Below are 15,073 nucleotides of genomic sequence, written 5' to 3' on the forward strand. Positions count from 1 at the left end.
CATGCGCCTGCTCGCGGTGTTGATCAGTGCTGTGTTGCTGTGCTGCCAGGTGGCGCAGGCGCAGGTTCGGACCTATGACCAAATGATCGCCGCCGGGGAGTTGAAGGTCGCGGTGTACAAGGACTTCGCGCCTTACAGTTTCGAAGACGCCGGCCAGCCCCGGGGCGTGGATGTCGACCTCGCCCAGGCCCTGGCCACCGCGCTGGGGGTCAAGCTCAAGCTGATCTGGGCCCCGGCCGGCGAGAAGCTCGACGACGACCTGCGCGACTACATCTGGCGCGCCAGCCAGTTGCACGATCAGCAACTGGCGGACCTGATGATGCGCGTGCCTTACGACCGCGACTATTCACAAAAACGCAACGAGCTCGGCGAGCTGGAAAACGACCATGTGGTGATGTTCGGCCCGTACCAGAACGAGCAATGGCAGGTCGCCTATGATCGCCGGCGTCTGCATTCGGTGGGCAGCGTCGCGGTGTTCGAGCAACACCCAATTGGCGTCGAAGTTGACAGCGTGCCCTCGTTCTACCTGACCTCGGTGTTCAACGGCATGCTCGCCGCCAAAACCCACCACTACCCCGGCGTACCCCAGGCCTTTGCCGCGATGAAGGCCGGTGAAGTCGACGCGGTCATGGCCATGCGCGGCGAGGTCGATTGGCAGGTGCATGAGGCTCACGATCCGCAAGTGGCGCTGGCGCAAAACGCCTACCCGAACATGGGCAAGCAACGCTGGGAGATCGGCATGGCGGTGCATGAAAGCAACCGGCAATTGTCCTATGCCCTGGAAGAGGCGCTGGAAGCCATGATTCGCGAGGGCTCGGTGCAAGCGATTTACGCCCGTTACGGCCTGCAATACGAAGTGCCCGAGATGTACCAATAGTGAACTGGCGCGCGCTGTACCTGCTGGCCTGTTGGCTGCCGTTGGCCGCCCACGCGGTGGAGATCGATCCGGGCAAGGACCCGGTGCCGTCGGTGATGTGGGCGTTCTATCACAAGCAAATGCTCGGCGATGCCCCGTTCGTATTCGATGAGCGGGTCAAGCTGCTGGCGCCGCCCTTCGCTGAAGATGCGCGCCAGGTGCCGCTGGAAATCGATGCCCGGGCGTTCAAGGGAGACGTGGTGAAAATCCTCGCCTGGGCCGAACTCAATCCGCTGCCGAAGATCGTCGACTTCCAGCCGCAGGACCGGGTGCTGCCGTGGCTGTCGATCCGCATCCGCATCGAGCAGGCCACGCCGTTGCGCGCGGCGGTGCTGACCCGTGACGGCGTGTGGCACGTCGGCTCGACCCTGATCGATGCGGCGGGCGGCGGTTGCACAGCGCCGAGCGTGGTACGCACGCAACCGGGTTGGGAAGAGCACATCGGCGAAGTGCTCGGCGGGCGTTATCCCCGTGGCGAATTCAGTCGCCTGCGCTTGCAGGTGGCGCACCCGATGGACAACGGCATGGTCAGCGGCATCCCGGAATTCTTTATCAATCATGCCGAACTGCGCGATCAAAACGATCAGGTGCTGGCCACGCTGGAGTTGTTTCCCGCCGTCAGCGAAAACCCCAACCTGGCCTTCGACATCGAAGGGGCAGGGCAGACGCGCCTGTTGCTGCGGGACAACAGCGGCAATCAATTCGATGCGGCCATCCCCTGACCCAAGGAGCGCGTGATGCGCTGGATCCTGCTGTTGTTGATCGGTATGAGCCTGCCCGCGCTGGCGGAGCTTGAATACGCCCTCAAGCCGCGGCTGATTGCGCCAGACACCTGGCTGCTGGAAGGCAGCACCGACAATTTCGCCAAAGCCAACGGCGGCAACATCGTCAACACCGGGTTTATCGTCACCGAGCGCGGGGTGGTGGTGATCGACACCGGGCCGTCGAAACGCTACGGCGAAGCGATGCGCAAGGTCATCGCCACGGTCACCGACAAACCGGTGATCGAGGTGCTGCTGACCCATCATCACCCCGACCATGCGCTGGGCAATCAAGCGTTCACTGACGTGCCGATCGGCGCATTGGCCGGCACCGCTGAGCTGCTGAAAAATCAGGGCGATGCCATGGCCGAGAACATGTATCGCCTGGTGGGCGACTGGATGCGCGGTACCGAAGTGGTGCTGCCCAGCGAGACGTTGACGGCGGGGTTAAAAAGTTTTGGGAACCACGATTTGCGTCTGCTAGGCCTGGGTGGGCATACCGGCGCGGATCTGGCTATTCTCGACCAGCAAACCGGCGTGCTGTTTGCCGGCGACCTGGTGTTTTATCAACGGGCCCTGACCACCCCCAACAGCCCGGGGCTGGCGGTGTGGCTGGCGGACATCGCCACCCTCCAGGGATTGCCCTGGACGTTGGTGGTTCCGGGTCACGGGCCGGTGGCCACGGATGCAAAACCCTTCGAGCAAATGCGCGACTACCTGACCTGGCTCGACCAACTCCTGCGCGACGGTGCCGCCAATGGCAGCGATATGTCCGAGATGATCCGCAGCCCCATTCCCGAGCGGTTTGCGGGGATCAGCCTGAGTCGTTATGAACTGATCCGCAGTGTCAGCCATTTGTACCCGGGCTATGAGCGATCACAGATGACCCGCGTCGATTCCACCGGCAGCCAATGATCGTTCCCACGCTCTGCGTGGGAATGCCTCAACGGACGCTCTGCGTTCGGCTCTGGATGGGAGGCGGAGCGTCCCGGGCTGCATTCCCACGCAGAGCGTGGGAACGATCCTCGCACGATCCTCTCCAGGGACCCGCTACTAAGGAACTAGCAATCTCAACACTGCGGGCAATTGTTGCCAGGGCGGCGGCGGCCAAGAATCTGCACCAGACCGGGAAAATTTCCCGGGCATAACAAAAAACCGCAGAGGTAGCCGTCATGACCCAACCCGCACGTCGCCAACCCTTCGTCTTGAGCGTGCTGCTCAGTGCCATGCTGTTGTCCGGCTCGGCATTGGCCGCCGTCTCCGACCAGGACATTCTCCAGGACCCCAAGAACCCGGAGCAGATCGTCACCAACGGTCTGGGCGTCCAGGGTCAGCGCTACAGCCCGCTGGACACCCTCAATGTCGACAACGTCAAGGATCTACGGCCGGTCTGGGCCTTTTCCTTCGGCGGTGAAAAGCAGCGCGGTCAGCAAGCGCAACCGATGATCAAGGACGGCGTGATGTACATGACCGGTTCCTACTCGCGGGTGTTTGCGGTGGATGCGCGCACCGGCAAGAAGCTCTGGCAATACGACGCGCGCCTGCCGGATGACATCCGCCCATGCTGTGACGTGATCAACCGGGGCGTGGCGCTGTACGGCGACCTGGTGTTCTTCGGCACCCTCGACGCCAAGCTCGTGGCCCTGAACAAGGACACTGGCAAAGTGGTGTGGAGCAAGCAAGTGGCCGACCACAAGGAAGGCTATTCCATCAGCGCCGCGCCGCTGGTGATCAACGGCAAACTGATCACCGGCGTGGCCGGTGGCGAGTTCGGCGTGGTGGGCAAGATCTCCGCCTACGACCCGAAAAACGGTGAGTTGCTGTGGGTCCGGCCGACGGTCGAAGGCCACATGGGCTACATCTACAAGGACGGCAAAGCGATTGAGAACGGCATCTCCGGCGGCGAAGCCGGCAAGACCTGGCCCGGCGATTTATGGAAAACCGGCGGCGCTGCACCTTGGCTCGGCGGCTACTACGACCCGGAAACCAATCTGCTGCTGTTCGGCACCGGCAACCCGGCACCGTGGAACTCGCACCTGCGCCCTGGCGACAACCTCTACTCGTCGTCGCGCCTGGCGCTGAACCCGGACGACGGCACCATCAAATGGCACTTCCAGAGCACGCCCCACGACGGTTGGGACTATGACGGCGTCAACGAGCTGATCTCGTTCAACTACACCGAGGGCGGCAAGGAAATCAAAGCCGCCGCCACCGCCGACCGCAACGGCTTCTTCTACGTGCTGGACCGCACCAACGGCAAGTTCATCCGTGGCTTCCCGTTCGTGGACAAGATCACCTGGGCCACCGGCCTGGATAAGGATGGCCGGCCGATCTACAACGAAGCCAGCCGTCCGGGGGCGCCGGGCACTGAAGCCAAGGGCAGTTCGGTGTTTGTAGCGCCGGCGTTCCTCGGTGCGAAAAACTGGATGCCGATGGCCTACAACAAGGACACCAAGCTGTTCTACGTGCCGTCCAACGAGTGGGGCATGGACATCTGGAACGAAGGCATCGCCTACAAGAAAGGCGCGGCGTTCCTGGGGGCCGGTTTCACCATCAAGCCGTTGAACGAAGACTACATCGGCGTGCTGCGCGCCATCGATCCGGTGACTGGCAAGGAAGTCTGGCGCCACAAGAACTACGCGCCGCTGTGGGGCGGGGTGCTGACCACCAAGGGCAACCTGGTGTTCACCGGCACGCCGGAAGGGTTCCTCCAGGCGTTCAACGCCAAGACCGGCGAGAAAGTCTGGGAATTCCAGACCGGCTCCGGTGTGCTCGGCTCGCCTGTGACCTGGGAAATGGACGGCGAACAGTACGTCTCCGTGCTCTCCGGTTGGGGCGGCGCGGTTCCGCTGTGGGGCGGCGAAGTGGCCAAGCGCATCAAGGACTTCAACCAGGGCGGGATGCTCTGGACCTTTAAGCTGCCTAAAGACCTGGTAGTCGCCAAGCACTGATCGCTGCCACTGATCGTTCCCACGCTCTGCGTGGGAATGCCTCAACGGACGCTCCGCGTTCGGCTCTTGATGGGACGCGGAGCGTCCCGGGCTGCATTCCCGCGCGGAGCGTGGGAACGATCACCTACTACCAAATAACGAGAGTCCCCCCTCCAACGGCGCATTCGTCCAGCGTGCGGGGCTCTCTACTATCGATGCATCGCCTGTTTGCCCGACAGGCTCCGACCCAGACAGAGGCCACCATGATCTACGCACAACCTGGCACCCCCGGCGCCGTCGTTTCCTTCAAACCGCGCTACGGCAATTTCATCGGCGGCGAATTCGTGCCGCCAGTCCATGGCGAGTACTTCACCAACACCTCGCCGGTCAACGGTGAAGTGATCGCCGAGTTCCCGCGTTCCAGCGCCGCCGACATCGACAAAGCCCTCGACGCTGCCCACGCGGCGGCCGATGCCTGGGGCAAGACCTCGGCCCAGGACCGTTCCCTGGTGTTGCTGAAGATCGCCGACCGCATCGAACAAAACCTGGAAATCCTCGCCGTCGCCGAAACCTGGGACAACGGCAAAGCCGTGCGCGAAACCCTGAACGCCGACGTGCCCCTGGCCGCCGACCATTTCCGCTACTTCGCCGGGTGCATCCGTGCCCAGGAAGGCGGCGCTGCCGAAATCAACGAGCTGACCACCGCCTATCACTTCCACGAGCCGTTGGGCGTGGTCGGGCAGATCATCCCGTGGAACTTCCCGCTGCTGATGGCCGCCTGGAAACTCGCCCCGGCCCTGGCCGCCGGCAACTGCGTGGTGCTCAAACCCGCCGAGCAGACGCCGCTGTCGATCATGGTCTTCGCCGAACTGATTGCCGATTTGCTGCCGGCCGGTGTGCTGAACATCGTCCAGGGTTTCGGTCGCGAGGCCGGTGAGGCGCTGGCCACCAGCAAACGCATCGCGAAGATTGCCTTCACCGGTTCCACCCCGGTGGGCGCGCACATCATGCACTGCGCCGCCGAGAACATCATTCCGAGCACCGTGGAGCTGGGCGGCAAGTCGCCGAACATCTTCTTCGAAGACATCATGAACGCCGAGCCGCAGTTCATCGAGAAAGCCGCCGAAGGGCTGGTGTTGGCGTTCTTCAACCAGGGCGAAGTCTGCACCTGTCCGTCCCGGGCGCTGGTGCAGGAATCGATCTACGACGACTTCATGAAAGTGGTGATGCAGAAGATCGTGAAGATCAAGCGCGGCAACCCGCTGGACACCGAAACCATGGTCGGCGCCCAGGCGTCGGAGCAGCAATACGACAAGATCCTCTCGTACCTGAAAATTGCCCAGGAAGAGGGCGCGGAGCTGCTGATCGGTGGCGCGGCCGAGCGGCTGGAGGGCGACCTGTCGACGGGGTATTACATCCAGCCGACCCTGCTCAAGGGCCACAACAAAATGCGGGTGTTCCAGGAAGAAATCTTCGGCCCGGTGGTGGGCATCACCACGTTCAAGGACGAAGCCGAAGCCCTGGCGATTGCCAACGACAGTGAGTTCGGCCTCGGTGCCGGCCTGTGGACCCGCGACATCAATCGCGCCTACCGCATGGGCCGGGCGATCAAGGCCGGACGCGTCTGGACCAACTGCTACCACCTGTACCCGGCCCACGCCGCGTTCGGTGGCTACAAGAAGTCCGGGGTCGGCCGTGAAAACCACAAGATGATGCTCGACCATTACCAGCAGACCAAAAACCTGCTCGTGAGCTACGACATCAACCCGATGGGGTTCTTCTAACCCCCAAGCACACCACAACCCTCTGTGGGAGCGCGCTTTAGTGGCGAGGGGGCTTGCCCCCGTTGGACTGCGCAGCAGTCCCCTTCTCTCTGTGGGAGCGTGCTTTTGTGGCGAGGGGGCTTGCCCCCGTTGGACTGCGCAGCATTCCCCTTCTTTTTTTGATACGAAGGGGGGCCGCTTCGCGACCCGACGGGGGCAAGCCCCCTCGCCACAAAAGCCCGTTCCCACTTGGGTTATGCGTGTTTCCAATGATCCGCGATCACCCCCTACCAACGCACGCCGCCACCTCCTTCGAAAGTAGCATTCGGGCCCTTGGCGCGCCGTGCATTAATGGCTTTACCGGAATTGCCCGGCACAAGAAGAGGATTGACCCATGTGGAATAAACCCGCGTTTACCGATCTGCGCATTGGCTTCGAAGTGACGATGTATTTCGCCAACCGTTGATTGATCACCCGGCCAGCCGTTGCGTTGGCCGGGCCTGCCTTCTGGAGCATTGCTCATGCACATCCGTGTTCTCGGCTCCGCCGCTGGCGGTGGTTTCCCGCAGTGGAACTGCAACTGTCACCAGTGCACCGGCGTGCGCGATGGCAGCCTGCGCGCCCAACGGCGCACGCAGTCCTCGATTGCGGTGAGTGACGACGGCGTGTCGTGGGTGCTGTGCAATGCTTCCCCGGATATTCGGGCGCAACTGGAAAGTTTCCCCGCGTTGCAACCGGCGCGCCGCCGTCGCGATACGGCGATTGCCGGGGTGATCCTGCTGGACAGCCAGATTGACCATTGCACCGGCCTGCTGAGCCTGCGCGAAGGCTGCCCCCATGCCGTGTGGTGCACCGAGCGGGTGCATGAGGATTTGAGCAGCGGTTTTCCGCTGTTCAACATGCTCAAGCATTGGAACGGTGGGTTGCAGTGGCAGCCGATTGATTTGAAGCGCGAGCCGTTCAGCGTCGCGGCGTGCGCACATCTGCAGTTCCGCGCGATTCCTTTGGTCAGCAATGCACCGCCGTACTCGCCCAATCGCGGCAACCCGCAACCGGGCGACACCATCGGTCTGTTGATCGAAGACCTGCGCAGCGGCGCCTCGGTGTTCTACGCGCCGGGCCTGGGGCAAGTCGACGAAGAAGTCCTGGGCTGGATGCAACTCGCCGATTGCCTGCTGCTGGACGGCACCTTGTGGCGCGACGACGAAATGCGCGTGTGCGAAGTCGGCCAGAGCCTGGGCAGTGAAATGGGGCACCTGCCGCAAAGTGGTCCCGGCGGGATGCTTGAGGTGCTGGAGTGCTTTGACCGCCAGCGCAAGGTGCTGATCCACATTAACAACACCAACCCGATCCTCGATGAAGACTCGGCTGAACGGGCATTGCTGGAGCGGCGTGGGGTTGAGGTGGCGTATGACGGCATGAGTCTTGTGCTGTAGCGGACGGCCCCTTCGCGGGCAAGCCTCGCTCCTACATAACATCGTCGGTCGCGGATTTCATGGTCAACCGACGTGACGTCGTTGTACGCGGATTTCATGACCAACCGGTGTGACGTCGTTGTACGCGGATTTCATGGTCAACGGGTGTGACGTCGTTGTACGCGGATTTCATGGCCAAAATCGACGTGACGTCGTCGTTCGCGGATTCCAAGGCTTACACAAAACCTGTAGGAGCAAGGCTTGCCCGCGAAGAGGCCCGCCCTGACGCCGCAAAAACCCGGAGAGCCGCAATGCCCGACACCCCCATGTCCCCCAGCGAATTTGAAGCCGCCCTGCGTGCAAAAGGCGCCTACTACCACATTCATCACCCGTTCCACCAAGCCATGTACGCCGGCCGCGCCACGCGCGAGCAGATCCAGGGCTGGGTCGCCAATCGCTTCTATTACCAGGTCAACATCCCGCTCAAAGACGCCGCGATCCTCGCCAACTGCCCCGACCGCGATGTGCGCCGGGAATGGCTGCAACGCATCCTCGACCACGACGGCGCGCCCGGCAGCGAAGGCGGGATCGAGGCCTGGTTGCGCCTCGGTGAAGCCGTGGGTCTGGACCGCGAGCACATCCTCTCTCAAGAATTGGTTCTGCCCGGTGTGCGTTTCGCCGTGGACGCCTACGTCAATTTCGCCCGTCGCGCCTGTTGGCAGGAAGCGGCCAGCAGCTCCCTGACCGAACTGTTCGCCCCCCACATCCACCAATCGCGCCTCGACGCCTGGCCGACCCATTACCCCTGGATCGACGCTGGCGGCTACGACTATTTCCGCACCCGTTTGAGCCAGGCGCGGCGCGATGTCGAGCACGGTTTGCGCATCACTCTGGACCATTACGTCACGGTCGAAGGCCAGCAACGGATGCTGGAAATCCTCCAGTTCAAGCTCGACGTGCTGTGGAGCATGCTCGATGCGATGAGCATGGCCTACGAGCTGGAGCGCCCGCCGTATCACACGGTGACCGCCGAAAATGTCTGGCACCGGGGGATCGCCCTGTGAGCCTGATCGCGCCACCGGGGCCGCCGTTGTGGTTGTTGGCGGAGCTGACGTATCGCTGCCCGTTGCAGTGTCCCTATTGCTCCAACCCACTGGATTTCGCCCAGCAAGGTGAGGAACTGAGTACCGAGGAATGGATTCGGGTGTTTCAACAAGCCCGGGAACTGGGCGCCGCGCAGTTGGGCTTTTCCGGTGGTGAACCGCTGGTGCGCCAGGACCTGGCGGAGCTGATCAAGGCGGCGCGGGACATGGGTTACTACACCAACCTGATCACCTCAGGCATCGGCCTGACCGAACAGAAGATTGCCGATTTCAAGGTCGCCGGGCTGGATCACATTCAGATCAGTTTCCAGGCCGCCGATGAAACGGTGAACAACATGCTCGCCGGCTCGCGCAAGGCCTTCGCCCAGAAGCTCGCCATGGCCCGGGCCGTGAAAGCCCAGGGCTACCCGATGGTGCTGAACTTCGTCACCCACCGGCACAACATCGACCGCATCGACCGCATCATCGACCTGTGCCTGGAGCTGGAGGCGGATTTCGTCGAACTGGCCACGTGTCAGTTCTACGGTTGGGCCGAACTCAACCGCGTCGGCCTGTTGCCCACCCGCGAGCAATTGCAGCGCGCCGAGCGCATTACTAACGAGTACCGCGAGCGACTTGAGGCCGAGGGGCATCCGTGCAAACTGATCTTCGTCACCCCGGATTACTACGAAGAACGCCCCAAGACCTGCATGAATGGCTGGGCCAATCTGTTTCTCGACATCACCCCCGACGGCACTGCGCTGCCGTGCCACAGTGCCCGGCAATTGCCAGTGCAGTTTCCGAATGTGCGCGAGCACAGCATCGAACACATCTGGACCGAGTCCTTCGGCTTCAACCGCTTTCGCGGCGATGACTGGATGAAGGAACCGTGCCGCTCCTGCGATGAAAAACACAAAGATCTGGGCGGCTGCCGCTGCCAGGCATTCATGCTCACCGGCGATGCCGAAAACGCCGACCCGGTGTGCAGCAAGTCGCCGCACCACGGGGTGATCCTCAAAGCCCGCGAGGAAGCCGATGCGCCGGGGCAGGGCATGGAACACCTGACGTTGCGCAATGAGAAGGCTTCGCGGCTGATCTATCGCGGATAAACGGTGCAACGCACATCCCCTGTGTGAGCGAGCTTTTGTGGCGAGGGGGCTTGCCCCCGTTGGACTGCGCAGCAGTCCCCTGCTTTGGGATAAGCGGGGCCGCTTCGCGACCCAACGGCGGCAAGCCCCCTCGCCACACACGCTCACTCCAACAGGACATCGGTGGTGGATGCAGGATCGAGCTACCCATTGGTCTGATTGCATTCGCAGCCGGATGGGTTAGTGTGGCTTCTACCTTCCAAAACAATAAAAACAGGCTTTCCAATGAGCCAGAATCTCAGCCAACTGCGTAAATTCGTGTCGCCTGAAATCATTTTTGGTGCCGGTTGCCGGCACAACGTCGGCAACTACGCCAAGACCTTCGGTGCCCGCAAGGTGCTGGTGGTCAGCGACCCCGGGGTGATTGCCGCCGGTTGGGTCGCGGATGTCGAGGCCAGCCTGCAAGCCCAGGGCATCGACTACTTCCTGTACAGCGATGTCTCGCCCAACCCTCGGGTCGAAGAAGTCATGCTCGGCGCCGAGCTGTACAAGGAAAACCATTGCGATGTGATCGTCGCGATTGGCGGCGGCAGCCCGATGGATTGCGGCAAAGGCATCGGCATTGTCGTCGCTCACGGGCGCAATATTCTGGAGTTCGAGGGCGTCGACACCATCCGCGTGCCCAGCCCACCGCTGATCCTGATCCCGACCACCGCCGGCACGTCGGCGGACGTCTCGCAATTCGTGATCATTTCCAACCAGCAAGAACGCATGAAGTTCTCCATCGTCAGTAAAGCCGTGGTGCCCGACGTGTCGCTGATCGACCCGGAAACCACCCTGAGCATGGACCCGTTCCTGGCGGCCTGTACCGGTATCGACGCGCTGGTGCATGCCATCGAAGCCTTCGTCTCCACCGGTCACGGCCCGCTGACCGACCCCCATGCGTTGGAAGCCATGCGCCTGATCAACGGCAACCTGGTGCAGATGATCGCCAACCCGACCGACATCGCCCTGCGCGAGAAAATCATGCTCGGCAGCATGCAGGCCGGGCTGGCGTTTTCCAACGCGATCCTCGGTGCGGTGCACGCCATGTCCCACAGCCTCGGCGGCTTCCTCGACTTGCCCCACGGCTTGTGCAACGCGGTGCTGGTGGAGCACGTGGTGGCGTTCAACTACAACTCGGCGCCGGACCGCTTCAAGGTAATCGCCGAGACCTTCGGCATCGATTGCCGGGGCCTGAATCACCGGCAGATCTGCAAGCGGTTGGTCGACCACCTGATTGCCCTGAAACACTCCATCGGCTTCCACGAAACCCTGGGCCTGCACGGGGTGAGCATGGCGGACATTCCGTTCCTGTCGCAGCACGCGATGCACGACCCGTGCATCCTGACTAATCCCCGCGAATCCAGTCAGCGTGATGTCGAGGTCGTCTATGGCGAAGCCCTCTGAAGACCAGCAACGGGCGCTGGCCGGGTTACTCGGATTAGGCAGCCACTCGGCACGCAAGAGTCACTACCCGGAACTCAATGCGCGCCTGGATGAACTGGAAGCCGAGCGCAATCGCTACAAGTGGTTGTTCGAAAACGCGGTCCACGGGATCTTCCAGGCCAGCCTCCTGGAAGGCATGCGCGCCGCCAACCCGGCGCTGGCGCGGATGCTGGGCTACGACAGTCCGCAGGAAGTGCTGTTTTCATTGGCGGACCTGGCGAGCAACCTGTTTGTCGGCGGCGCCAAGGAACTGGCCAATATTGGCGAGATCCTCAAGACCGAACGCAGCCTGCACGGCTATGAAACCCAATTGCGGCGCAAGGACGGCAGCAGCCTCGACGTGCTGATGAACCTGCTGCTCAAGCCCGATCAGGAAGGGCTGGTGGAAGGCTTTGTCGCCGACATCACCGAACGCAAACTGGCCCAGCAACGCTTGCAGCAACTCAACGATGAACTGGAGCAACGGGTCACCGCGCGCACCGACGAATTGCTCGAAGCCAACCGCAACCTGCAACAGCAGATCACCCAGCGTAAACAGATCGCCCAGGCCCTGCGTGATGCCCGGGACGCCGCCGAAGCGGCCAACCGCAGCAAGGACAAATACCTCGCCGCCGCCAGCCATGACCTGCTGCAACCGCTGAATGCGGCGCGGTTGCTGATCTCGACCTTGCGCGAACGCAAGCTGCCCGACGTCGAGCAGGTGCTGGTGGAGCGTACGCACCAGGCACTGGAAGGGGCGGAAGACCTGCTGACCGATTTGCTGGACATTTCCCGGCTCGACCAGGCTGCGGTGAAACCCGACGTCGCGCTGTACCGCCTCGACGAATTGCTCGCGCCACTGGTCTCGGAGTTCCAGTCCGTGGCCGAGGCGGCGGGGCTGAACCTGCGGGTGCGCATGGGCGACTTTGCCATCAGCACCGACCTGCGCCTGATGACGCGGATACTGCGCAACTTCCTCAGCAATGCCTGCCGCTACACCGACGAGGGCTGCATCCTGCTCGGGGCGCGGCGCCGGGGCGATATGCTGCGTCTGGAAGTGTGGGATACCGGGCGCGGGATTGCGGCGGACCGGTTGCATTCGATCTTTCTGGAGTTCAATCAACTGGACGTCGGCCGCGCCGCTGACCGCAAAGGCGTGGGCCTGGGGCTGGCGATTGTCGAGCGCATTGCCAAGATTCTGGGCTACCGGATCCAGGTGCGCTCATGGCCGGGGCGCGGGTCGGTGTTCAGCATCGACGTGCCGATTTCCCATGAGGTGCCCCTGCCGATCAGCCTGGCCGCGCCGACGCCGGGCACCGGCAATCCGCTGCCGGGCCGGCGTTTGCTGGTGCTGGACAACGAAGTGAGCATCCTTGAAAGCATGAGCGCGCTGCTGGGGCAGTGGGGCTGTGAAGTGGTGATCGCCACGGATGAGTTTTCCGCGCTGGCGGCGTTGCAGGGACAGGCGCCGGAACTGATTCTGGCGGACTATCACCTCGATCATGGGGTGGTGGGCTGCGACGTGGTGCGGCACTTGCGCGAGCATTTTGGCCAGGCGATTCCGGCCGTGATCATCACCGCCGATCGCACCGACCAATGCCGTCGCTCGCTGCAACGGCTCGACGCGCCGCTGCTGAATAAACCGGTGAAGCCCGGCAAATTGCGCGCGGTGTTGAGTCAGTTACTGGGTTAGCTAAGTTCGCGGTATTGCAGGCTCAAACCCAGCTCAATGGATTGGCCTTGCTCCAGCAAACGCAAGCCTGGCCGACCGGGCAGGTGATGCGCATTGACCGGGTGGCTCACCGGTTCGATACAGAAAAACCCCAAGCCCACCGGGCAGTAGAGCAGGTAGTAATCGCTGCCGGTGGCCTGGCCTTCCAGTTCATAACCGAGTTCGGGTTGCTGGATCAGGCAGTGACCGTTCCACTCGCAGAAACCGTTGTCCACCAAGGTTTGTGGGAGCGCCTTGAGCTGCTGGAAATCCCAATCGGCGGGCAACGTGCTGAGTTGGGTCGGCAGTTTTGTGCTGTCGCATAACCAGACCTGTCGGGCTTGCGCCTGTAACCGGGTATTGGCGGTGCGCGGGAAGTAAGGGTGCAAGCCGAGGCCGTGCCACGCGGCGTGTTCGCCCACGTGAGTGACTTTCAACTCGATGCTCAACCGACCTTCACTCAGATGAAAACGTTGCCGGGCGCGGTAGGCGAAGGGCGATGTGCAATCAAGTTCCAGGACGGCTTCGTTTCGGGTTTGGGAAACCACTCGCCACGGCTGCTGCCAGGCGCTGCCATGGATCGGCAAGGGATCGGTGAGGCTGTTCGGCGTCAGGGCCAGCCAGCCTTCGGGGCAGTCGAAACCACCTTCGGAAATCCGGTTCGACCACGGGGCCAGCGGGTAGCAGCCGAGTTTGCCGGGCAGGCCGGTGTTCAGGGCCTGTTGGTCACTGTGACGCAACAACGGCTGGCCGCTGCTGCGAACCGTCCAGTTGACGATGCTCGCACCGAGTTCGGGGGCGAGGGTGAGGTGGGTGAAATCGTCTTCGAGTTCCAGAATCGTCAGTGTCATGGTGATTTTTGACTCAATGAGAGGCTTCAGGCAAACAGACACCACTGTGGCGAGGGAGCTTGCTCCCGTTCGGCTGCGCAGCAGTCGTAGAGTCAGGCAACTCAGTGTGTTTGAAGGATTGCGGGGGGCCGCTTCGCGACCCAGCGGGAGCAAGCTCCCTCGCCACAGGTCATCAATAGTCGCGAAATAAAGGTTCAGGCAAGCCCTTCACGCCGGGATCAAGGGCAAACACCCCACCCGCCAACGACTGCTCGTCATGGTCATCCCCGGGGCGAATCGAGGTCACGAACAACGTGTCCAGCCCACTGCCCCCAAACGCGCACATGGTCGGTTTCTTCACCGGCACGGCGAGTGAACGGTCGAGTCGTCCGTCCGGGGTGAAGCGGTGAATAAACCCGGCGTCGTTGGCGCAGATCCAGTAGCAGCCCTCGGCATCGACCGCTGCGCCATCGGGGCGGCCGCTGTAGTGATTCATGTCGACGAACAGGCGCCGATTGCTCGGCGTGCCGCTCTCGATGTCGTAGTCGAACGCCCAGATCTGCTGAGACAGTGGATGCGAATCAGACAGGTACATCGTCCGGCCATCCGGGCTGAAGCCCAGCCCGTTGGGAACCAGGAAACCAGAGAGGCGTGCCTCGATCGGCCCACGCTGCCCGCTGCTGTAGCGATATAACGCGCCTTCAGCGACGTTGGCACCCATGTTCAGCACCATGCTGCCGGCCCAGAAACGGCCCTGGCGATCACAGCGCCCATCGTTCAGGCGCATGTCGGGACGGGCGTGATCGACCTGGGCCAGCTGTTCGCTGTCGAGGCTACCGTCGCTGTGCGGGCGCAGATGAAAGAACCCGCTCTCCATCCCGGCGACCCAGCCACCGTCGCTGTGTCGGGCCATGCAGGCGAGCATTTCCGGGGTTTTCCAGGCCAGCACATGCCCGGTCGCGGCACTCCAGCGTTGCAGGCCCCCGGCGGGAATATCGACCCAGTACAGGGCGTTTTCCTCAGGCACCCAGACCGGGCATTCACCGACCGCGTTACGGGCATCGACAATCAATTCGGCTTGCATGGACGCTCATTCCCTTGGAGGTTGGC

Annotated in this window: 13 protein-coding genes; 11 read left to right on the forward strand and 2 right to left on the reverse strand. The window is 62.6% G+C overall.

Annotation, left to right across the window (positions count from 1 at the left end; translation table 11 throughout):
- The first annotated feature begins 1 nt into the window (after position 1).
- The 11 genes from FQ192_RS27805 to FQ192_RS27860 all read left to right on the forward strand — a co-directional run bounded on the left by FQ192_RS27805 (position 2) and on the right by FQ192_RS27860 (position 13,115).
- Entirely contained in the window at positions 2–877 is an 876-nt protein-coding gene (locus FQ192_RS27805; RefSeq protein WP_149661388.1) for an ABC transporter substrate-binding protein, read from the forward strand.
- Positions 877–1,638, forward strand: coding sequence for a quinoprotein dehydrogenase-associated SoxYZ-like carrier (locus FQ192_RS27810; protein ID WP_149661389.1), 762 nt, complete (start codon positions 877–879; stop codon positions 1,636–1,638). Before FQ192_RS27805 ends, FQ192_RS27810 begins: the two co-directional genes overlap by 1 nt.
- Before the next feature lie 15 nt (positions 1,639–1,653).
- Positions 1,654–2,592: a quinoprotein relay system zinc metallohydrolase 1 gene (locus FQ192_RS27815; RefSeq protein ID WP_149661390.1), complete on the forward strand. Its 939-nt coding sequence runs from the start codon at positions 1,654–1,656 to the stop codon at positions 2,590–2,592.
- A gap of 257 nt (positions 2,593–2,849) precedes the next feature.
- On the forward strand, positions 2,850–4,628 hold the full coding sequence (locus tag FQ192_RS27820) for a PQQ-dependent methanol/ethanol family dehydrogenase (protein WP_149661391.1): 1,779 nt from the start codon (positions 2,850–2,852) through the stop codon (positions 4,626–4,628).
- Between the two features lie 242 nt (positions 4,629–4,870).
- Positions 4,871–6,391: an aldehyde dehydrogenase family protein gene (locus FQ192_RS27825; RefSeq protein WP_133838914.1), complete on the forward strand. Its 1,521-nt coding sequence runs from the start codon at positions 4,871–4,873 to the stop codon at positions 6,389–6,391.
- A gap of 373 nt (positions 6,392–6,764) precedes the next feature.
- Positions 6,765–6,836, forward strand: coding sequence for a pyrroloquinoline quinone precursor peptide PqqA (pqqA, locus tag FQ192_RS27835; RefSeq protein WP_010455123.1), 72 nt, complete (start codon positions 6,765–6,767; stop codon positions 6,834–6,836).
- 55 nt (positions 6,837–6,891) lie between these two features.
- The gene (gene pqqB / locus FQ192_RS27840; RefSeq protein ID WP_149661393.1) at positions 6,892–7,806 is read left to right on the forward strand and encodes a pyrroloquinoline quinone biosynthesis protein PqqB; all 915 of its coding nucleotides are present in this window, start codon (positions 6,892–6,894) and stop codon (positions 7,804–7,806) included.
- Positions 7,807–8,096: 290 nt separating this feature from the next.
- Positions 8,097–8,849, forward strand: coding sequence for a pyrroloquinoline-quinone synthase PqqC (pqqC, locus tag FQ192_RS27845; RefSeq protein ID WP_149661394.1), 753 nt, complete (start codon positions 8,097–8,099; stop codon positions 8,847–8,849).
- Positions 8,846–9,976: a pyrroloquinoline quinone biosynthesis protein PqqE gene (gene pqqE / locus FQ192_RS27850; RefSeq protein ID WP_149661395.1), complete on the forward strand. Its 1,131-nt coding sequence runs from the start codon at positions 8,846–8,848 to the stop codon at positions 9,974–9,976. Before pqqC ends, pqqE begins: the two co-directional genes overlap by 4 nt.
- Positions 9,977–10,240: 264 nt before the next feature.
- Positions 10,241–11,404: an alcohol dehydrogenase-like regulatory protein ErcA gene (gene ercA / locus FQ192_RS27855; RefSeq protein ID WP_149661396.1), complete on the forward strand. Its 1,164-nt coding sequence runs from the start codon at positions 10,241–10,243 to the stop codon at positions 11,402–11,404.
- Entirely contained in the window at positions 11,388–13,115 is a 1,728-nt protein-coding gene (locus tag FQ192_RS27860) for a NahK/ErcS family hybrid sensor histidine kinase/response regulator (RefSeq protein ID WP_149661397.1), read from the forward strand. Before ercA ends, FQ192_RS27860 begins: the two co-directional genes overlap by 17 nt.
- Here FQ192_RS27860 and FQ192_RS27865 read toward each other — a convergent pair.
- Positions 13,112–13,984 carry an aldose 1-epimerase gene (locus FQ192_RS27865; protein WP_149661398.1) on the reverse strand — a complete coding sequence of 291 codons (873 nt, stop codon included), beginning with the start codon at positions 13,982–13,984 and terminating at the stop codon, positions 13,112–13,114. The genes FQ192_RS27860 and FQ192_RS27865 overlap by 4 nt on opposite strands.
- A 172-nt stretch (positions 13,985–14,156) precedes the next feature.
- Positions 14,157–15,047 (reverse strand): SMP-30/gluconolactonase/LRE family protein, encoded by an 891-nt coding sequence (locus tag FQ192_RS27870; RefSeq protein WP_149661399.1) that lies wholly within the window; start codon positions 15,045–15,047, stop codon positions 14,157–14,159.
- Positions 15,048–15,073 lie beyond the last annotated feature (26 nt).

Origin of the sequence: Pseudomonas sp. ANT_J12 (assembly GCF_008370045.1) — a bacterium.
In the GTDB taxonomy this organism is placed as follows: Bacteria; Pseudomonadota; Gammaproteobacteria; order Pseudomonadales; family Pseudomonadaceae; genus Aquipseudomonas.